The sequence below is a fragment of the Janthinobacterium foliorum genome (assembly GCF_978021625.1).
The window spans coordinates 81,210-100,914 of sequence record NZ_CDXDQE010000002.1 but is presented as its reverse complement, the minus strand read 5'-3'; the positions used below and the strand labels follow the sequence as shown (position 1 = coordinate 100,914).

16 protein-coding genes are annotated in these 19,705 nt (G+C 66.9%); 13 read left to right on the top strand and 3 right to left on the bottom strand.

The window, feature by feature from the left end:
* Window positions 1-105 precede the first annotated feature (105 nt).
* The 9 genes from ACZ92H_RS04935 (at window position 106) to ACZ92H_RS04895 (ending at window position 11,334) form a co-directional block, all read left to right on the top strand.
* Complete coding sequence (locus ACZ92H_RS04935) at window positions 106-762, top strand: PEP-CTERM sorting domain-containing protein (RefSeq protein ID WP_465048532.1); 657 nt, start codon at window positions 106-108, stop codon at window positions 760-762.
* Between the two features lie 216 nt (window positions 763-978).
* Window positions 979-3,153: a type I secretion system permease/ATPase gene (locus ACZ92H_RS04930; RefSeq protein ID WP_465048531.1), complete on the top strand. Its 2,175-nt coding sequence runs from the start codon at window positions 979-981 to the stop codon at window positions 3,151-3,153.
* Window positions 3,150-4,463, top strand: coding sequence for an HlyD family type I secretion periplasmic adaptor subunit (locus tag ACZ92H_RS04925; protein WP_465048530.1), 1,314 nt, complete (start codon window positions 3,150-3,152; stop codon window positions 4,461-4,463). Before ACZ92H_RS04930 ends, ACZ92H_RS04925 begins: the two co-directional genes overlap by 4 nt.
* Window positions 4,463-5,755: a TolC family protein gene (locus ACZ92H_RS04920; RefSeq protein WP_465048529.1), complete on the top strand. Its 1,293-nt coding sequence runs from the start codon at window positions 4,463-4,465 to the stop codon at window positions 5,753-5,755. Before ACZ92H_RS04925 ends, ACZ92H_RS04920 begins: the two co-directional genes overlap by 1 nt.
* Window positions 5,756-5,849: 94 nt before the next feature.
* Window positions 5,850-7,127 (top strand): lipoprotein-releasing ABC transporter permease subunit, encoded by a 1,278-nt coding sequence (locus ACZ92H_RS04915; RefSeq protein ID WP_131375276.1) that lies wholly within the window; start codon window positions 5,850-5,852, stop codon window positions 7,125-7,127.
* 130 nt (window positions 7,128-7,257) lie between these two features.
* A complete protein-coding gene (locus tag ACZ92H_RS04910) occupies window positions 7,258-8,523 on the top strand; it encodes a lipoprotein-releasing ABC transporter permease subunit (protein ID WP_465048528.1) in 1,266 nt (421 codons plus the stop codon).
* A 16-nt stretch (window positions 8,524-8,539) separates the two neighbouring features.
* Complete coding sequence (gene lolD, locus ACZ92H_RS04905; protein WP_465048527.1) at window positions 8,540-9,265, top strand: lipoprotein-releasing ABC transporter ATP-binding protein LolD; 726 nt, start codon at window positions 8,540-8,542, stop codon at window positions 9,263-9,265.
* 22 nt (window positions 9,266-9,287) lie between these two features.
* Entirely contained in the window at window positions 9,288-10,085 is a 798-nt protein-coding gene (locus ACZ92H_RS04900; RefSeq protein WP_465048848.1) for a TatD family hydrolase, read from the top strand.
* Between the two features lie 7 nt (window positions 10,086-10,092).
* Window positions 10,093-11,334: a PQQ-dependent sugar dehydrogenase gene (locus tag ACZ92H_RS04895; protein ID WP_465048526.1), complete on the top strand. Its 1,242-nt coding sequence runs from the start codon at window positions 10,093-10,095 to the stop codon at window positions 11,332-11,334.
* An 11-nt stretch (window positions 11,335-11,345) separates the two neighbouring features.
* Here ACZ92H_RS04895 and ACZ92H_RS04890 read toward each other — a convergent pair whose 3' ends face one another.
* A complete protein-coding gene (locus ACZ92H_RS04890) occupies window positions 11,346-12,857 on the bottom strand; it encodes a M6 family metalloprotease domain-containing protein (protein WP_465048525.1) in 1,512 nt (503 codons plus the stop codon).
* A 222-nt stretch (window positions 12,858-13,079) separates the two neighbouring features.
* Here ACZ92H_RS04890 and ACZ92H_RS04885 point away from each other — a divergent pair, with 222 nt between their 5' ends.
* Window positions 13,080-13,466 carry a Rap1a/Tai family immunity protein gene (locus ACZ92H_RS04885; protein ID WP_465048524.1) on the top strand — a complete coding sequence of 129 codons (387 nt, stop codon included), beginning with the start codon at window positions 13,080-13,082 and terminating at the stop codon, window positions 13,464-13,466.
* A 1-nt stretch (window position 13,467) separates the two neighbouring features.
* Window positions 13,468-13,941: a T6SS effector amidase Tae4 family protein gene (locus ACZ92H_RS04880; protein WP_465048523.1), complete on the top strand. Its 474-nt coding sequence runs from the start codon at window positions 13,468-13,470 to the stop codon at window positions 13,939-13,941.
* 3 nt (window positions 13,942-13,944) lie between these two features.
* On the opposite strand, the gene ACZ92H_RS04875 is transcribed toward ACZ92H_RS04880, so the two are convergent.
* Window positions 13,945-15,930 (bottom strand): helicase-related protein, encoded by a 1,986-nt coding sequence (locus tag ACZ92H_RS04875; protein ID WP_465048522.1) that lies wholly within the window; start codon window positions 15,928-15,930, stop codon window positions 13,945-13,947.
* Window positions 15,927-16,367, bottom strand: coding sequence for a hypothetical protein (locus tag ACZ92H_RS04870; RefSeq protein ID WP_465048521.1), 441 nt, complete (start codon window positions 16,365-16,367; stop codon window positions 15,927-15,929). Before ACZ92H_RS04870 ends, ACZ92H_RS04875 begins: the two co-directional genes overlap by 4 nt.
* Before the next feature lie 345 nt (window positions 16,368-16,712).
* Here ACZ92H_RS04870 and ACZ92H_RS04865 point away from each other — a divergent pair, with 345 nt between their 5' ends.
* Both ACZ92H_RS04865 and ACZ92H_RS04860 read left to right on the top strand, forming a co-directional pair.
* Complete coding sequence (locus tag ACZ92H_RS04865; protein ID WP_465048520.1) at window positions 16,713-19,136, top strand: DNA internalization-related competence protein ComEC/Rec2; 2,424 nt, start codon at window positions 16,713-16,715, stop codon at window positions 19,134-19,136.
* 45 nt (window positions 19,137-19,181) lie between these two features.
* The gene (locus ACZ92H_RS04860) at window positions 19,182-19,703 is read left to right on the top strand and encodes a hypothetical protein (protein ID WP_465048519.1); all 522 of its coding nucleotides are present in this window, start codon (window positions 19,182-19,184) and stop codon (window positions 19,701-19,703) included.
* Window positions 19,704-19,705: the final 2 nt, after the last annotated feature.

Genomic DNA, 19,705 nt, shown 5'->3' with positions numbered 1-19,705 from the left:
ACCAGGCCGCAACCGCGCCTGGCACCGCTGCCGGCCCCTGTCTCAGGGGGCCGGCGCCTTTCGATACTTACTATAAATATTTAGGGAAACACAATGAAAAAATCCATGCACCTGATCGTTCGCGGCACCCTGGCGGCCGCCGCCTTTGCCCTGGCCAGCGGCAGCGCCCTGGCAGCCGGCTCCAAACTGACCGTCGACGATTTCTATGGCGTGCCCCTGTTCACGGCAACCGGCGGCGCCTTCGGCAGCGGCAATGCCATCACGCCTTCCGTTTGGCAAGTCAGCTACGACAGCAACAGCTTCCTGGCATTCTGCCTGGACCCGCATGTCGCCCTGAACAGCGGCGCGAACAGCTACAGCAGCGGCACCTTCGCCGCCAGCGACGCCATCAAGCGCCTGTATGAAGGCTATTACAGTTCATCGGTGGCGAACGCGTCCAGCAATGCCAACGGCGCCGCCGCTTTCCAGCTGGCCCTGTGGGAGCTGAACAATGACAACACCAATCTGCTGACGGGCGACCTGCGCTTCAAAAGCCTGAGCAACGCCGTCGTCGCGCAAGCGAACACCATGCTGGGCGTGGCCATGGGCAATGGCGCCATCCAGAACCTGTACAGCTACACGAGCCTGACCAGCGTCAACCCCGCTTCGCAGACCCTGCTCAGCGTGTCGCCGGTGCCGGAAGCGCAAACCTGGGCCATGCTGGTCGCCGGCCTGGGTCTGCTCGGTTTCATGGCCCGCCGCCGCAAGGCTGGCCAAGTCTAAGGCTGTCGCCGTCCCCCTGTAGTGACTCTTGCTGCGGTGCGTCCGTCACGACGCGCCGCAGTTTTTCTTTTTCGCAACACATTTTCAAGCAGTCGTTATTACTATGGCACAATGTTTCTGCAAGCAGTGTTTCTGTACGTCGTCGCAGCGCGGCCGTGACGCTGGTGTCCCGCTGTTTTGCCACTCGCCACTGCCAGAGACTGGATCGAGCCCATCATGACGCCACCTTCCGCCGCCGCCCAAGGCCCCGCCGACGCATCGGCCGCGCCTTCGACCGCCAATGCCGCTGCCATCGCCGACGCCATCGTCTTCCTGGCGCGCTTTTTTGGCGTGCCAGTGCAGGCCGAGCGCCTGCGCGCCAGCGTGGCGGCACAGGCCGACCCGGCCGCCGCCGATTTCCTCGACCAGGCGCTGGCGCACGCCACCCTGGCCGCTACTTGGCTGCCGGCGGACCAGCCGCGCCGCGCCACGGAAATGCCCGCCTTGCTGATCAATGGCGCGGGCCGGGTCCTGGTGGTGCTGGCGCTTGCCGATGGCAAATATGAATGCCACGTACCTGGCATCGACGGCAGTTCCTGGCTCGACGGGGCGGCGCTGGCGCAGGAAGTGCCCGATGGGCGCTGGGTGGCCGTGCGTCCCGTGATGTTCTTCGACCAGCGCAGCTTGCTCTACAGCATGCCGGTGGCGGGTCGCTGGTTCTGGGACGTTTTCAACCGCAACCGCTGGATCTTCCGCTGGGCCTTGCTGGGCACCCTGGTGCTGAACATCATCGGCGCGCTGGTGCCGTTCTACGCGATGGCCGTGTACGACCGCGTGATCCCGAACAATGCCACGGCCAGCCTGTGGGTGCTGACCATCGCCGTGGTGGTGCTGACGGGCTTCGAACTGGCCCTGCGCCTGCTGCGCGGCGAACTGGTGGAAACGGCTTCGCGCCGCATGGACGTGGCCCTGTCGTCGAACATCTTCGCCCAGTGCCTGCGCCTGCGCGCGGCCAGCCGGCCCGCCTCCGGGGGCACGTTGGCCAATACCGTGCGCGATTTCGAATCCGTGCGCGAATTCTTTGCCTCCACCACGCTCACCACCCTGGGCGACTTGCCCTTTTTGCTGCTGTTCCTGCTGGTGATCGCCCTGGTGGGCGGCTGGCTGGTGCTGGTGCCGCTGGCCGCCATCCCGATCCTGCTGCTGGTCGCCTTTGCCTCGCGCGCGGCACTGGCGCGCCACGTGGCCGCCTCGATGCAGGAAAGCGCGCAGCGCACGGCGCACCTGTTTGAAACCATGAATGGCCTCGACACCATCAAGGCGCTGGGCGCCGAGGCGTGGAGCCGGCGCAAATGGGAAAGCCTGACGGTGGCCATCGCCGCCAACAGCGTCGAGACGCGCGAAATCGTCAGCAGGGTCAATTACATCAACACGGCCGTGCTGGCGCTGTCCGGCGTGGCCGTGGTGGCCACCGGCGCCTTGCTGATGGGCGAACACCTGCTGACCCTGGGCCAGATCATCGCCGTGAGCATGCTGACGGGCCGCGCGCTGGCGCCCGTGAGCCAGATCGCGGGCCTGATCATGCGCTGGGAGCAGACCAAATTGTCGTATCACGCACTGAATAAAATCATGGAAGCGCCCACGGACGACGATGCGGCCAGCCTGCAGGCGCCGCCGCTGTCCGGGCGCATCGAGTTCCGCGACGTCGGCTTTGCCTACCCGAATGCGCCGCCGCTGCTCGATAAGCTCAACCTGCAGATCCGCCCCGGCGAGCGGGTGGGCGTGATCGGCAAGCTCGGTTCCGGCAAGAGCACCCTGCTGCGCCTGCTGCTCAACCAATATGGCCCGCAAAGCGGCAGCGTGCTGTTCGACGACCTGGCCAGCACCCAGCTGGAACCCTTGAGCCTGCGCCGCCAGATCGGCTACGTGCCGCAGGACGTGACCCTGTTCCACGGCACCCTGCGCGAAAACATCGAGCTGGGACGCAGCCAGCCCGACGACGCCAGCCTGCTCGACGCCATTCGCCTGGCCTGCCTCGACGACATCATCACCCAGCTGCCCAACGGCGTGGCGACGGAGGTGGGCGAGCGGGGCGAGCGCCTGTCCGGCGGCCAGCGCCAGGCCGTGGCCATGGCCCGCGCCCTGCTGGCGAAGCCGCCCATGCTGCTGCTCGACGAACCGAGCAGCATGTTCGATCCGGCCACGGAGCAGCGCCTGATCGCCCGCCTGCGTACCTTGAAGGACACGACCATCGTGCTGGTCACCCACCGCATGGCCATGCTGGCGCTGGTGGACCGGTTGATCGTCTTCGACAAGGGGCGCATCGTCGCCGATGGTCCGCGCGATGAGGTCATGCGCGTGTTGAACAGCCAGGCGGCCAGGCCCGCGGTGGAACAGGGAGCGGCGGCATGAGCGCCCTGAACGCCCGTCCGCTGCCGGCGGCCCACCCGGACCCGGAAAGGGAGCCGCAGCGCATCGTCCTGCGCATGCTGGCCCTGATTGCCGCATTGCTGGTGCTGGTGCTGGCCTGGGCCATGTTCGCCCAGCTCGACGTGTCCGTGAATGGCCGCGGCGCCATCACGCCGCCATCGCACCTGCAGGAAGTGCAAAGCCTGGAAGGCGGCATCGTGCGCGAGATGCTGGTCAAGCCGGGCCAGCGCGTGCGCCGCGGCGACCTGCTGCTGCGCCTGGACACGGCCCAGTATGACGCCAACCTGGGCGCCAGCGTGCAGAATCGTCTGGCCGCGCTGGCGGGCAGGGCGCGCCTCGACGCGCTGCTGTCCGGAAGTACGCCCCAGTTTGCGCCGGAATGGCAGAAGGAGGCGCCCGAGCTGATCGCCAAGGAAACGCAGCTGTGGCGCGACGGCCAGCGCGAATTCGCCTCCGCCACGGCGGCCGCGCGCGAAGGCGTGACGCGCCGGCGCGGCGAGCTGGCCGAGGCCCACAGCCGCATCGCCCAGCTGGACACGGGCTTGAAAATCGCCCTGGAAAGCCTGTCGATCGAAGAGCGCCTGTTCAAAGAGGGCGCCGGTTCGCGCGGCGACTACCTGAATGCGCAGCAGCGCGTGCAGCAGCAGCGCACGGAGCTCGACAGCCTGCGCGCCTCCGTGCCGCGCCTGGTGGCCACGCTGGCCGAAGCGCAGGCGCAGGCGGGCGAGGTGGAAGCGCGCATGCGCGGCCAGTGGGGCGCCCAGCGCAGCGAATACCAAACCAAGGCGAGCGCCCTGGCCAGCACGGTGAAGGGCCAGCAGGACCAGGTCAGCCGGCGCGACGTCACGGCGCCCGTCGACGGCGTCGTCAACCGCGTGCTGGTGGCCACCGTGGGCGGCGTGGCGCAGCCGGGCAAGCCGATCCTGGAAATCGTGCCGGCCGACTCGGAAGTGCTGATCTCCGTGCGCGTGAAACCGTCCGATATCGGTTTCATCCACGTGGGACAGAGCGCCTCGGCCAATGTGCTGGCGTACGACGCCACCACCTACGGCCGCATGCGGGCGCAGGTGGTGCGCGTGGGCGCCGACGCCATTCCCGACGAGCGCAACGAGCCGTATTTCGAAGTGCAGCTGAGTACCGACCGCAGCCAGCTGACGGCGCACGGCAAGGTGCTGCCCGTCACGCCCGGCATGCCCGTCGATGTGGGCATCCTGACGGGGCGCCGCTCGGTGCTGCAATATGTGTTCAAGCCCGTGCTGCGCGGCTTGCAGTCTTCCCTGCAGGAGCGGTGATGCGCGCTTTTTTACTCTGCATCGCCTTCGCCTGCGCCAACGCGGGGGCGCAGGCCGCGCCGCCGGCCACTTTCCAGGCGCAGGCCATGCGCGGCTTGCCGGCCCTGCTGGCGCGCGCCGTGCCCCGCGATCCGCAGGTGGCGGCGGCGCAGGCGGCGCTGGCCACCACCGAGGCGCGCTACAGGCAGGCCCGCTCGCGCCTGTTCCCGAATGCGGGATTGCAGGCGACGCGGGGGCGCAGCAACGACCTCGATGGCACCCTGGACGTGGAACGCCGTACGCACCAGGTGGAAGCGAGCGTGCGCTGGAATGTCTACAACGGCGGCGCCGACCGCGCCGAACTCGATGCGGCCGAGCGCGAGATGGCAGGTGCCGCCTTCGACGTGGAGCGGGCCCGGGCGGAAAGCGCGGAAAAGCTGGCCGAGGCGTATTTCGACATGCAGCGGCTGGAACGCAGCCTGCTGCAATCGCAGGAGCGCTTGCGCGACGTGACGCAGCTGGTGCAGCAGGTGACGCGCCAGACGGAGCTGGGAAAATCGTCGGAGGTGGACCGCGAACTGGCGCAAAGTTCGCAGCTGGACGCGGAGCTGGTGCAGGACGGCTTGCTGACGGACCAGCAGGCGGCGCGCATCAAGCTCGAAGCGCTGGCCTTCGAGCCGGTGGCGCAGTTTGCCGATTTCGCCTTTGCGCCGCTGTCGGCGCAAGCGCTGGAAAACGCCGATACGCAGCAGGCGCAGTTGCGCGCCGCGCGCGAGCGGGCGGCGGCGGCCCAGCTGCGCGTGCGCGGCGTGGCGGCCACCCTGGCGCCCAAGGTGGACCTGAATGTCAGCCATCTTTTAAATAACAAGACCACGCCGCCGCCATCGACCATCCAGCAGCGGGGCTGGTCGGTGGGCGTGAGCTGGGAATTCCCGCTCGGCGGCGGCAGCCTGGCGCAGCGCGACGAGAGCATCAGCCGCGCCCAGGCGGCCGACGCGGACGTGGCGCGCGCGGAACAGGGCACGCGCGCCGACCTGGCCAGCATGCTGCCGCGCATCGCCAATGCGCAGCGCACCCTGGCCCTGCTCGACGAGCAGGAAAGGAAGATGGCCTTCGTCGTGCGCGGCGGCACCATCCAGTACGAGGCGGGCCGGCGCAACCTGCAGCAGATCATCCAGACGCGCGACACGTATTTCACGATACAGCAGCGGCGCATCGACCAGCTGCATCGCCTGACCCTGGCGCAGATGCGGCAATATGCGCTGGCGGGCCAGCTGTTGCGGGCCTTCGGCCTGACGCAGGAGGCAAAATAGGGCCGGCGTGCGCTGTTTCACGCAGAGTTGATGCATGAAATGCCCATTGTGTGGCACACTGCGCGCTCGCATATCATCGTTGTCGCGGGAGCGCATGGGCATCATCAAACAATTTCCTTTTGAGTGGCAGGTCGGCGTGCGCTATACGCGCGCCGGGAAACGCAGCGGGCGCAATAGCTTCATTTCCTTCATTTCCCTCATTTCCGTGGCCGGCATCGGCCTGGGCGTGGCCGCCCTGATCGTCGTCCTCTCCGTCATGAACGGCTTCCAGAAGGAAGTCACCGACCGCCTGATGTCGGTGCTGGCGCATGTCGAGGTGTTCGACACCAGCGGCTCGATGCCGAACTGGCAGGCGCAGGAGCGCGCCGCCTACGCCAACCCGCAGGTGAAAGCCGTGTCGCCGTTCGTGGAAACTCAGGGCATGCTGCTCAACGACGAAACCATGCGTCCGTCCGTCGTGCGCGGCGTGCTGCCGCAGCAGGAAGCCACCGTCTCCAGCGTGGCGGGCCAGATGAAGCAGGGCAGCTTCAATGCGCTGACCCCCGGTTCCTACAATATCGTGCTGGGCATCGACCTGGCCAAGGCGCTGGGCGTGCAGGTTGGCCAGAACGTGACCCTGATGCTGGAACGCGAGCCGAAGGCGGGCGACCCCGCCAACGGCATCGTCATGCCGCGCATGCGCGCGCTCAAGGTCGCCGGCATCTTCGAGGCGGGGCACAATGAACTCGATGGCAGCCTGGCTTTCGTCAACATGGCGGATGCCGAGCAGCTGCTGCAGCTCGATGGCCCGTCCGGCCTGCGCCTGCGGCTGCACGACATGAACCAGGCGCCGCAGGTGGCGCGCGAACTGAAGGCGTCGATGCCGGGCCAGCTGTGGATGCGCGACTGGTCGCGCGCCAGCGCCAGCTGGTATGCGCTGGTGCAAAGCCAGAAGAACATGATGTTCATCATCCTCAGCATGATCATCGCCGTGGCCGCGTTCAACCTGGTCTCGACCCTGGTGATGTCCGTCACCGACAAGCAGGCGGACATCGCCATCTTGCGCACACTGGGCGCCTCGCCGTTCTCCATCATGAAGATCTTCATGATCCAGGGCGCGCTGGTGGGATTGCTGGGCAGCGCGCTGGGCGTGATTGGCGGCGTGCTGCTGGCGCTGAACGTGGGCGTCATCGTGCCTTTCATCGAAGGCATCTTCGGCCTGCACTTCATTTCCAAGGAAATCTACCAGATCAGCGCCGTGCCGTCGGACGTGCACTGGCTGGACGTGGCGCAGATCGGCCTGATCGCCTTTGGCCTGGCGCTGGTGGCAACCATCTATCCGAGCTGGCGCGCCGCGCGCGTCAAGCCGGCCGAGGCGCTGCGGTATGAATAGTTGGCTTGTGTACCGGGGTCGGACCCGTCGGGTCTGACCCCAGCCTTTTGCTGCGGTATGAGTCATTGGCTGATCAACAAACTGCCGGGGTCAGACCCATCGGGTCTGACCCCAGAGAATTAATGAATTAATGAGCATGTTAAAAAATATTCCCTTCGAATGGCTGGTCGGCCTGCGCTACACGCGGGCCGGCAAGCGCAGTGGCCGCAACAGTTTTATCTCCTTCATCTCGCTCATTTCCATGGCCGGCATCGGCCTGGGCGTGGCCGCGCTGATCGTCGTGCTGTCCGTGATGAACGGCTTCCAGAAGGAAGTGACGGACCGCATGCTGTCCGTGCTGGCCCACGTGGAAGTGTTCGACAACAGCGGCAGCATGCCCGACTGGCGCGCCGAGGCGGCGCAGGCGTTCAAGAATCCGGCCGTGAAAGGCGCCGCGCCGTTCGTCGAAACGCAGGGCATGCTGCTGCGCGACGATGCGCTGCGCCCGGCCATCGTGCGCGGCGTGCTGCCCGAGGAAGAGCCGAACGTGTCCGACATCGCCGGCCAGACGCGCATGGGCAGCTTCAAGGCCCTGCAGCCGGGCACCTTCAATATCGTGCTGGGCATCGAGCTGGCGCGCGCCCTGCGCGTCAACCTCGGCGAAAAAGTCACGCTGATGCTGGCCCAGGGCCAGGTCACGCCGGCCGGCGTGCTGCCGCGCATGCGCAGCTTCACCGTCAGCGGCATTTTCCAGGCGGGCCACAATGAATTCGACGCGGGCCTGGCCTTCATCAATATCGAAGACGGCCAGCGCCTGCTGCGCATCGACGGACCGTCCGGTCTGCGCCTGCGCCTGGCCGACATGAACCAGGCGCCGCAAGTGGCGGCGCAACTGAAAAAGAGCATGCCCGGCGACTTGTGGCTGCGCGACTGGTCCCAGCTCAATGCCAACTGGTTTGCCGCCGTGCAGACGGAAAAGCGCATGATGTTCATCATCCTGACCCTGATCATCGCCGTGGCCGCGTTCAATCTCGTCTCGACCTTGGTGATGACGGTGACGGACAAACAGGCCGATATCGCGATTTTGCGCACCCTGGGCGCCTCGCCCGGCTCCATCATGAAGATTTTCATGATCCAGGGCGCGCTGGTGGGCATCCTGGGTACCATCCTGGGCGTGGGCGGCGGCGTGCTGGTGGCCATGAACATCGATGTCATCGTGCCCTTCATCGAGCACCTGCTGGGCGTGCAGTTCCTCTCCAAGGATATCTATTTCATCAGCACCGTGCCGTCCGACCTGCGCTGGCCAGACGTCACCAAGATCGGCGTGCTGGCCGTGATCCTCGCCTTTTTGGCAACCTTGTACCCGAGCTGGTGGGCCGCCCGCGTGAAGCCTGCGGAAGCCCTGCGCTATGAATAATCCACTGACTATGACCATGACCGATCTGAACAAACCCGCTTCCAACGGCGCTTCCGCTGATTCCGCCGTGCTTTCCTGCCGCGGCCTGGGCAAGACTTTCACGCAGGGCAGCTACAAGGTGCAGGTCCTGGCGGGCATCGACATCGACATCCACCGCGGCGAGCGGGTCGCCATCGTCGGCGCTTCCGGCTCGGGCAAATCGACCCTGCTGCACCTGCTGGGCGGCCTCGATACGCCCACCAGCGGCAAGGTGGCCCTGCTGGGCAAGGACTTCGCCACCCTCAGCGAAAAGGCGCGCGGCGACTTGCGCAATGCCTCGCTGGGTTTCGTCTACCAGTTCCACCACCTGCTGCCCGAGTTTTCCGCGCTGGACAACGTCGCCATGCCGCTGATGATACGCCGCATGAAGCGCGCGCCGGCCACCGAGCTGGCGCAGCAAATCCTCGCGCGCGTGAACCTGGCCAAGCGTGTCACGCACACGCCGGGCGAACTGTCCGGTGGCGAACGCCAGCGCGTGGCGCTGGCCCGCGCCCTCGTCACGCAGCCCGCCTGCGTGCTGGCCGATGAACCGACGGGCAACCTCGATCACGCCACGGCCGAACAGATCTTCGACCTGATGCTGGAATTGTCGCGCACCCTGGGCACTGCCTTCGTCATCGTCACGCACGATATCGAGCTGGCCAGGCGCTGCGACCGCGTGCTGCGCCTGACGGATGAAGGGCTGCAGCCTTATCAATACTGAGCAATACCAAGGAGCCGCCATGCTGTGGACCGATACGCATTGCCACCTCGACGCGCATGAATTCGGCAGCGAATCGCTGCAGGTGGCGGCGCGGGCAGCCGGGCAGGGCGTGGCCATGATCGTCATCCCCGCCGTCGAACGGGCCAATTTCGCCATCGTGCGCGAGCTGGCGGCTGCGGCGCCCAACGCTTGCTACGCGCTGGGCATCCATCCGATCTACGTGCCGCATGCCACCGAGGACGATTTATTGGCGCTGCGCGCCGCCGTGGAAGTGGCGATGGCCGACCCGAATTTTGTGGCCATCGGCGAGATCGGCCTCGATTTCTTCATCCCCATGCTGTGCGAACCGGCCATGCGCGCCAGGCAGGAGCATTTTTTGCGCGAGCAGCTGAAGATCGCCCGCGACTTCGACCTGCCGGTGCTCACCCACGTGCGCCGCTCGCAGGACATCGTCCTCAAGCACGCGCGCCAGATCCGCCCGAACGGCGGCATCGCGCATGCCTTCAACGGCAGCTTCCAGCAGGCGCAGGGCTATATCGACCTGGGTTTCAAGCTGGGCTTCGGCGGCGCCATGACCTTTACGCGCGCCTTGCAGATACGCCGCATGGCCACGGAATTGCCTTTGGAGGCCATCGTGCTGGAGACGGATGCGCCCGATATTTCCCCGGCCTGGATACACCCTGGCCGCAACAGCCCCGAAGCATTGCCGCGCATCGGCGCCGTGCTGGCCGAATTGCGCGGCCTGGCACTGGCCGACGTGGCGGCGCACACCAGTGCCAGCGCGCGCGCCGTGCTGCCCCGACTACCCTTGATGGAATGAGCCCACAATGACCAAGAAGATGATCGCAGGCGCGCTGGCCGCCTGCCTGTCCGGCGCGCTGGCGCCCGCCATGGCCGCGCAAGGCGCCCAGTGCGACGGCATGCCCCGCCTCGACGTCGCCACGCCGCCCGGCTTTTGCGTGGCCGTGCTGGCCGACGGCCTGAAGTTCCCGCGTGGCGTGCTGCCGCTGACGAATGGCGACATCCTCGTCACGGACATGGCGGGATGGACGCCGAAGCAGGGCAAATTATGGCTGTTGCAGCGCAAGGCCGCCGGCGCCGGCTATGAGCGCAAGCTGCTGCTCGACAAGCTCGATCGCCCGAACGGCATCGTGCAGGGCCCGGACGGCATGGTCTATGTGGGCGAAGTGGGGCGCATCTTCCGCTTCGACTTGCGCGATCCGGCCCGCGCCACCACGGACATCATCGGCGGCACGGCCAAAACGCCGGCCTTGCCGGGACTGGGCCTGCACCTGCTGAGCACCATGCGCTTCAGCCCCAGGGGCGACCTGTACGTGAACGTCGGTTCCAGCACCGACCACTGCGAAAACGATGGCAAGGCGCCCGACCCATCCAAACCGTGCGCCTCGGCGGAAGGCCCGGAAGCGCTGGGCGCCATCCGCGAATACAAGATGGCCTGGCCGGCCGGCACGGTGACGGGCTGGCGCACGCATGCCCGCGGCTTGCGCAATTCGATGGCGCTGGCCTTCCACCCGTCGACGGGCGAGCTGTGGCAGGCGGAAAATGCGCGCGACGCCATCCAGGCGGCCATGCCGCAGCTGAAAAGCGATGAAAACCTGCCGCACGAAGAACTCAACCTGATCAAGGCCGACCAGCACTACGGCTGGCCGTACTGCTACGACGACAATGTCGCCAGCCCCGAATACCCGAAGACGGCCTGCGCCGCCAAATACGTGGCGCCGCAGCGCCTGCTGCCCGGCCACGCCGCGCCCCTGGGCATGACTTTCTACACGGCCAGCCGCTTCCCCGAGCCGTACAAGAACAGCCTGATCATCGGCTACCACGGCTACCGCGGCAACGGCCACCGCCTGGTGGCGCTGCTGCCCGACAAGGCTGGCGCCCCGCTGGGCAAGTCCGTCGAGCTGATCGGCAACTGGGAGCGCAAGGGCAAGCAGGGCCGCGGCGCCCCCGTGGACGTCAAGCAGGGCCAGGATGGCGACATCTACCTGGCCGACGACCACAATGGCCTGGTGCTCAAGCTGCATTACGCGGCGCCGGCCAAGCCGTAAGGGCGCAGGCCTTACAGGCTGCGAAATGACATGGCGGCGCCGGCCGCGCTGATCTGCGCCAGGTGCAGTCCCGAGGCGTCGCCATTCCACCAGTGGCTGTTCGGCGCCGTTTCGGGGCCGAATTGCGCATTGCCGCCTTCCGCGAACAGGTCTCCCGCATCGCCCTGGTTCGACGCGTCGCGCTCCAGGTCGCAGCGCCCGTCCGCCTGCATCAGCGCACATTCATAGTGGCGCTGTGCCGTCATCTGTTCATTCTGGTTGTCGCCCAGTTCATCGACATGCCACACGGCCAGCCCGGCGGAAGGCAAGGCCAGGTCGCGTCCGGCCGCCTGGCGGTTTTCGATCAGGAAGTATTCGGTGGCGCTCTTGCGATGGATGAAAAACTGGTTCTTGCCGGCCGCTGTCGTGGCGCTCATGCCGGGATCGATGCGCACGGTGGATGCGGCCCAGCCGGCGCGGTACTTCAGGTAGGCGTTTACCTGGGTGGGATTTTTCTTGTCGATATTGGCGCCGGTGCACATCAGGCAAAACGCGCCCACGCCCGACGATTCGTCGCCATAGTCGTACAGGTCGGGAAAGTCGCACACCAGGTGGCCGTTTTCATGGCAGAAGGTGCCGAGTGACAGTTCCCTGTCCATGTCCGTGATCTGGTAGTCGAAGCCATACATTTCCGGCCCCAGCTTATAGGGCGTCAGCAGGTGGAAGGCGTGCGGCCACAGGCCTTTGGCCCAGTTGTTGACGCGCTTGCCCGCATAAAACACATTCGTCGCATACACATACTCCTGCTCGTCCGTCGTCAGGCTGGAAAAGTCGAAGCCATTGCGCTTGAAATGTTCCAGCGCTTCCTTGATCAGTTCGCGCGCCTTCTGCGGCTGGGCAACGTGCTCGTTCGTGTAATAGCTGCGCGGCTGCCGCGCCGTGTAGTAGGGCGTGACGAGGTTGCTGTAGCGCATGCGCCCGCCGGAAATATCCAGGAAGTAGTCGCGCACGGAGCCGCGGTTGCCGAAGCCCTGGTAGCCGGGCTGGTTGCAGAAATCATTGACCTGTTGCTGCGAAATCGTGCCAGGCACGTCGGGGAAGTCGATCAGCAGGCACAGGCCGACGAAATCGCCCACGGTTTCGCGTTTCGGCGGTGCCGGCATGATGGCGGGCGCCAGGCTGTGGGCGCGCATGCCCGCCTGGTATTGCTTGCGCCGCTGTTCCCAGCGCGACGTGCCCGGCGTCAGCACGGCGCCCTCGCGCACGGCCGCCCTGGCCGCCGCAGGCTTGATGCGCAGTCCTTGCTCCAGCCCCAGCGCTTGCACGGCAACCTGCCGGGGCCTGGCGCCGCACGATTCCAGCTGCTCGCCGTCGGGGCTCAGCTTGGCATACATATAGTAGCCGGTGGCCGGATTCTCGACCACCGTGTAGCCATTGAGCGTCTCGAAGACGGCGTGATACTGATTGCCCCAGCCCCGCACGGCCAGCGCGCTGCCGTCCGGTTGCGTGAAGGTGAATTCTTCGCCATGAAATGGTGTGGACATGTCAATTCCTTATCGTCAGGTTGAATCACGGAATGGCCAGGCGCTGCCATGGGAAGCCCGGCCCCTGCCGCGCGCCCAAGTGGCGGCGGGTGATGATGGACAGGCACCAGCAAGGAAGGTTCAGTCGCGCCACGTCCGTCCTGCACTTGACCTCGCTCAGAACCGTGGCCGCCGCCGCGTCCTACAATCGGCCAGATGTTCCTCCACCGGCTCGGGCTGGCCATGCCTATTTTCTTGCTCTTCTTCGCACTGTGTCTGTGCCTGCCGGGTGCGCGGGGCGCGGATGCCGCCTATGCGCCGGCGCCGCGCCTGAGCGCCGACCAGCTGATCGCCCATTACACGAAAGGCCCGCCACAGGGCGAGATGGCCGATCCCGCTTTCCTGCTCGATCAGCGCTACGCAAAAGGCTATCTGGCCGGCGTGGCCGATGCGGCGCAGGGCCGGCTGTGGTGCGACACGGGCCGCGTGAAGACGGTGGAAATCGATGCGCAGGTCATCGCTGAATTGAAAAAGCTGCCCGCGCGCGCGCGCCAGGGCGACGCTTCCACGCTGGTCGCCGCCATCCTGGCGCGGCGTTTTCCCTGTTCCACTCCACCTCCAGGAGGCTGACGTGAAACCTGCATTCATCAAGCTGCGTGAAAATTATGCGAGCGTGGCCGCCGTCGACCAGGCGGCCCTGTTCGGCGAAATCGGCTGGGAGGATTTGATCGGCAAGGACAGCTTTGCCAACACCTGCGCCATCCGCATCAGCCTGGCCCTGATCAAGGCGGGCATCCGGCTGAAAGGCCGCATGGCCATCCGCAAGGGACCGTTCAAGGGCGCGCTGATCGAGCCGGGACAGGCCAAGCTGGCGCACATGCTGGCCAGCCCGTCGCTGTTTGGCGCGCCCGAAAAATTCGGCAGGGATGCGGCCATCGACGGCATCGGCCAGCGCAAGGGCATCGTCGCCTTTTTCCGCATCCCCGGCTACCTGGGCGGCGCGGGCGGGCATATCGACCTCCTGCTGCCATCGGCTGGCGTGAAGGTGTGCGGCTCCGAATGTTACTGGACCTGCGCGGAAGTGTGGTTCTGGGAGTTGCGCTAAGGCCTATTTGAACTTCTTCGAGCGGCCGCGCGAGGCCGCATTGTGCGCGCGCAAAATCGAGTCGACGCGTTCGGACGCGTCGCGCGACAGGTTTTGCGCCACGGCGATATCGGGGAAGAACTCGGGCAGGCGGTAGCTGAGCCACGCATACGCCGAGTAGTAGCGGCAAGTGTCTTCCACCTGCTGCAAATTCTGCGTGCCGCCGCCGTACGCGTGCTGGCGCAAGGTGGACGTCTTGCCCAGCGACAGATTCTTCGACCAGTGCTCCCACGCCGTTTGCAGCGACGGCACCTTGCTGGAAATGGGCACCAGCGACAGGGTGAACTTGTCGGCCACGGACAGGGGCAGGGTATCGAGCCAGATGGCGCGCTCTTTCTGGTCTTCCGTGATGCGGGGGAAGAAGAAGCCGTCCGGCACGTCGATATTGTGGATGAAGCGGCGCAGCAGTTTGCTCAGCGACAGTTCGCCCGTCACGGCGGAAATGCGGTGCAGGTGTTCCAGCGAGGGCGCCACGGCAAAGCCGCTGGTGTTCAGCGGATGCAGCTTTTCCTTCAGCAGCGCGCGCATGACTTCATGCGTTTCGTTGTCGTAGCCGGCCACCAGCCCCTCTTCATGCACGCCGTAGCGGCCCGCGCGCCCGGCGATCTGGCGCGCCAGCGCGGCGGAAATCTCTTCCTCCTCGCGGCCATTGTATTTGACGCTGGTGGTCATGACGATGCGCGCGATCGGCATGTTCAGTCCCATCGCCAGGGCATCCGTGCCGACGACGATATCGGCCGTGCCGTCGCGGAAGCGCTGCGCCTGTGCGCGCCGCACTTCGGGCGACAGGTTGCCGTACACGGTGGCCACCGACAGTCCCGTTTCCGTGATCATGTCGCGCCACATCAGCACTTCGCGGCGCGAAAAGGCGATGACGGCATCGCCGCGGCGCAGGTTGCGCACCTTGCGCACGGCCGTCGCTTCCATCGACAGCGGCGCCATGCGCTTCAGTACATGCACCTCCAGCGGGCAGTCCAGGCGCTCGGCCAGCGCCTCGATGGCGCGCCGCGCCTCCGGCGCCCCCACCAGGTACACCGTGTGGGCCGGCGCGCCGCAGACGGCCGCCGTCCATGCGGCGCCCCGGTCCGGGTCGGCCAGCATCTGGATCTCGTCGATGACGGCCACCTCGACGACGGTTTTCGTGTCCAGCATTTCCACCGTGCTGGCGATGTGCGTGGCGCCGTCGACCACGCGGCGCTCCTCGCCCGTGATCAGGCTCACGGCCAGCGGCTTGCCATGCGGCGCGGCTTCCTGCAGGCGCTCGTAGTTTTCCAGGGCCAGCAGGCGCAATGGCGCCAGGTAGATGCCGCTTTTTGCCTTCACCAGCGCTTCCATGGCGCGGTGCGTCTTGCCGGAATTGGTGGGGCCCAGCAGGGCGATGAAGCGGCGCGGCAGGCGGCGCGCCATCTCGAACGAGGCGGGATATTCGGCCAGGTTGATGCTCTGGCGCGTGCGCGCCGCGTGCTGCTCTTCCTGCTGGCGCTCGATGGCGTGGTTGAAGCGCTGGCGGATGCGGTCGAAGACCATGCCGGCCGGCTCGGACGTCTGCATGTCGCCCAGGGTGTGCAGGAACAGCATCGGGTCCGCCTCGACGTCCTCGCACTGGCCCGCGATATCGGCGACGAAATCCATCACGTGCTGGCGCAGCTCGTCGAAGACGGCCGCGCTGGCCCGTTCGCGCACCAGGGCCAGCTTGGTCTCGCGGTCCATCTTGCGCCATTTGGCCGGCCGCGCCAGCACGCCCTGCGCGGGCACCAGCGCATACGGCACGCGCAGGCCGCCCGCCTTGATCTCGCCGGAAAAGCGCACGAAGACGCGGCCTTCCATCTTCACCAGGCGGACATGCTTGGCCAGCTCCCCCAGCTCCGCGACCAGGGTGGCGTCATTATTGTCTTCGGTCTGGTCGGCGAGGTCGGTGGAAGCGTCGGGAGGAAGTGCGGAGGAAGTCATGTCGTGCCTGGGTGTTGAAGTAAGCGAGGCCGATTATACCGTCGATGGGGGCGGACGGTGGCGGCCCGGCTGCGCGCCCGCATCTCAGGGCGGGGGGCGCGCGCCAGGCGCAGTCCCCGGCCCGCGGCGATCGTGCCATCTTTCACTTGCGGCGGCGCCACGGCGGCCATCAACGCGTCGCGCAGGCGCTGCCTGGCGGCGGCGTGCAGGCCGTCGATGTCATAGGTGTCCGGCAGGGCGGTCCACGGTTCTTGCGGCGTGGGCGACCAGGGCAGGTCGATATCGTCCAGTTCGACATGCGTGAACGCGCCATCGAGCAGCGCGCGCCAGCCCGATTCCGAACCGGTGCGCCGGTCGCCGAAGCGCAGGGACGGCAGCAAGTCCACCAGGTAGCCGTCGCTGCAGGCCAGGTCGGGCACGCCAAGCGGGGCGTCCACGGCCGGCAACAGGCTGGTCAGTGCGGCAGAGGATGCGGCATAGGTGGCGCTGGCCGGTCGCGCCGGCAGGTGCGCAAACGCGGCGCCGGTCGCGCCCACCTGGCGTTGAAGGAAGTCCTGCCAATAGGTTTCGGCAGCCGTCCGCTGGGGCAGGCGAGTTCCGCCGCGTCGTGGCGCCCGGGCGCCGGATAGCCATCTTGGCATGGGGATATTGTCGGAAAGGACCGTGCCCTTCCGCATGCGTGAAGGGCGTTTTCCACGCCACCATTGCGCCAGATCAGACGGCAGGGTCAGGCCACGCGCATAGTGTGGAGGCCCTTTAGCGTCGAGCGACTACCCGACCCCATGCGCACCTTGATCCTCGGTTTTGCCGCCGGTGCCGCCTGGCTGCAGACGCAGGCCAGCCTGCCGCCGCATGCAGGCACGCTGCTGTTGCTGCTCGCCGGGGCCGGGGTGCTGGCGGCACTGCCATTGCGCCGCCGCGCGTACTGGCGTTCGGCTGTTGCGCTCGCTACTGGCGCGGGACTGGGTTTTTTCTGGGCCGCCTGGCTGGCCCAGGCCGCCATGGCGCCGCAGCTGGCGCTGGCCGATGAAGGACAGGACATCACGGTCATTGGCACGGTGGCCAGCCTGCCTTACCGTTTCGAGCAGGGCGTGCGCTTCAATTTTGCCGTGGAGCAGGCCGTTGGCGCAACGGTGCCGCCGCTCATCGCGCTGTCCTGGTACGCGGGTTTTCGTGATGAAGTAGCGAATGCCGTGGGCGACGTGCAGCCGGGCGAGCGCTGGCGCCTGACGGTGCGCTTGCAGCGTCCGCACGGCAACGCGAACCCGCTGGGGTTTGATTATGAAGTGTGGCTGCTGGAGCAGGGCGTGCGCGCCACCGGTTACGTGCGGCCGCCGCCGCGCGCCGCTATGCCGAATGTGCGCCTGGCCGCCTTCGTGCCCGGTTTCGGCAACGTGGTGGAAGCGAGCCGCGCGGCGCTGCGGGCGCGTATCGGGCGCAGCCTGGAAGGCAGGCAGTATGCGGGCGTGATCGTGGCGCTGGTGGTGGGCGACCAGCGCGCCATTCCCCAGTCGGACTGGCAAGTGTTCAACCGCACGGGCGTGAGCCATTTGATTTCGATTTCCGGCTTGCACATCACCATGATCGCGGGCCTGTTCGCGCTGGGCGCGGGCGCGCTGTGGCGGCGCTCGTTTTTCACGCACTGGCAACTGCCCTTGTGGCTGCCCGCGCAGAAGGTGGCGGCGCTGGCCGGCGCGCTGGCCGCCTTTCTGTACGTGCTGCTGGCCGGATTCGGCGTGCCCGCGCAGCGCACCTTATATATGCTGATGGTGGTGGCGCTGGCCTTGTGGCTGGGACGCATCACCAGCATCGTGCATATCCTGTGCCTGGCGCTGGGCATCGTCGTGCTGCTCGATCCGTGGGCCGTGCTGTGGCCCGGTTTCTGGCTGTCGTTCGGCGCCGTCGCCACCATGCTGTATGCGGGCGCGGGCCGCACCGCGGCCCACTTGCCGCACAGCGCCAGCCGCTGGCGCCGCCTGCGGGCCGCCGTGGCGCTGGGGGCGCATACGCAATACGTGGTGACGGTGGGGCTGGTGCCGCTGACGATGCTGCTGTTCTCGCAAGTGTCCCTGGTCAGCCCTGTCGCCAATGCGCTGGCCATTCCCGTCATCAGCTTGCTTGTCACGCCCTTGGCGCTGGCGGGCAGCCTGCTGCCGGCGCCCTTGTGCGACTGGCTGTTGCTGCTGGCGCACGCCCTCGTGCAGATGCTGGCGCAGGTGCTGGAATGGCTGGGCGCGCGCCGTTTCGCCGTGTGGACGGCGCCCGCGCCGCCATGGTGGAGCTTTTGCTGGGCACTGTTCGGCACGGCCTGGCTGCTGGCGCCAAGGGGATGGCCGCACCGCTGGGCCGGCATGCTGGGCTGGCTGCCCTTGCTGACGGCCTTGCCGTCCAGTCCGCCGCCGGGGCGCATGTGGATCACGGCCTTCGATGTGGGGCAGGGCATGGCCCTGCTGGTGGAAACCCACGGCCACCGCCTGCTGTACGACACGGGGCCGGCCTACGGCATGGACTCCGACGGTGCCAGTCGGGTCATCGTGCCCTACCTGCGCGCGCGCGGCATCGGCAAGCTGGACGGCGTGATCATTTCGCACAGCGACCTCGATCACGCGGGTGGTGCCGTGTCCTTGCTGGAAAACGTGCAAGTGGGCTGGCTGGCCTCGTCCCTGTTCGGCGGCCACCCGGCCATCGAAGCGCAGCGCGAGCTGAAGCGCCCGTATCTGCACTGCATGGCGGGCCAAAGCTGGACCTGGGAAGGCGTGCACTTCGCCATGCTGCACCCATTGTCCGCCAGCCATACGGACATTGCCCTGAAACCCAACGCCCGCAGCTGCACGGTGAAGATCACGGCCGGCAAGCATGCGATCCTGCTGGCCGGCGACATCGAAGCGGCGCAGGAGGCGCAATTGCTGGCGCGCTCGGCGGACGGCGAGCTGGCGGCCGACGTGCTGCTGGCGCCCCATCACGGCAGCGGCACCTCGTCCACGCCGGCCTTCCTGGCCGCCGTGCATCCAGGCCTGGCGATCTTCCAGGTGGGGCACCGCAACCGCTACAAGCATCCGAAGGCGCAGGTGTATGCGCGCTATGGCGACCTGGGCATCGCGCGGCTGCGCACCGATGTGGAAGGGACGGTGCTGCTGGCGTTTGGCGACGATGTCGTGGTAACGCGATACCGGGCCAGCCGGCCGCGGTATTGGCATGGGGGCTAGCATTTTCATGCTAGGCTCTCCTGACCATCGTCCCGGGAGTCCAGATTGCGCTATTCCAGCCACGCGTATCTTGTCAGCATGGCCCAGGCCGCCGACATCGCCCCCATCACGACCTTGTTGCAAGCCAACTCCCCATCGCAGGGCGGCAGCCTGACGGGCGAGTTTTCGCGCGACAAGGTGGCTGGCATGGCGAACGGTACATCGCCCGTCATCGTGGCGCGGCGCGTGGCAGGCGGACCTGTCGTTGGCGTGCTGTTCAGCGCAGCTACAGTCACGGCCCGGGCGCCCGTGGTGCTGGCCATGCTGGCCGCATATGCGGGAAGTGACAACGCCTATGTGTACGGCCCCGCCTGCATTGCGGCGTCGGAGCGGGGACAGGGCTTGCTGGCGCTGCTGCATGCCGCCCTGCGCGAACGGCAGCAAGGCGCGGAGGCGGTGCTGTTCATCCGGCGCGACAATGTCGCTTCGCTGCGCGCGCATGAACGGCTGGGCATGCGCGAAGTGGCTGGCTTTGCCTTCGAAGGCGCCGAGTTTGCCGTGTATAGCGACGCCATCGTCACGAAATAGTC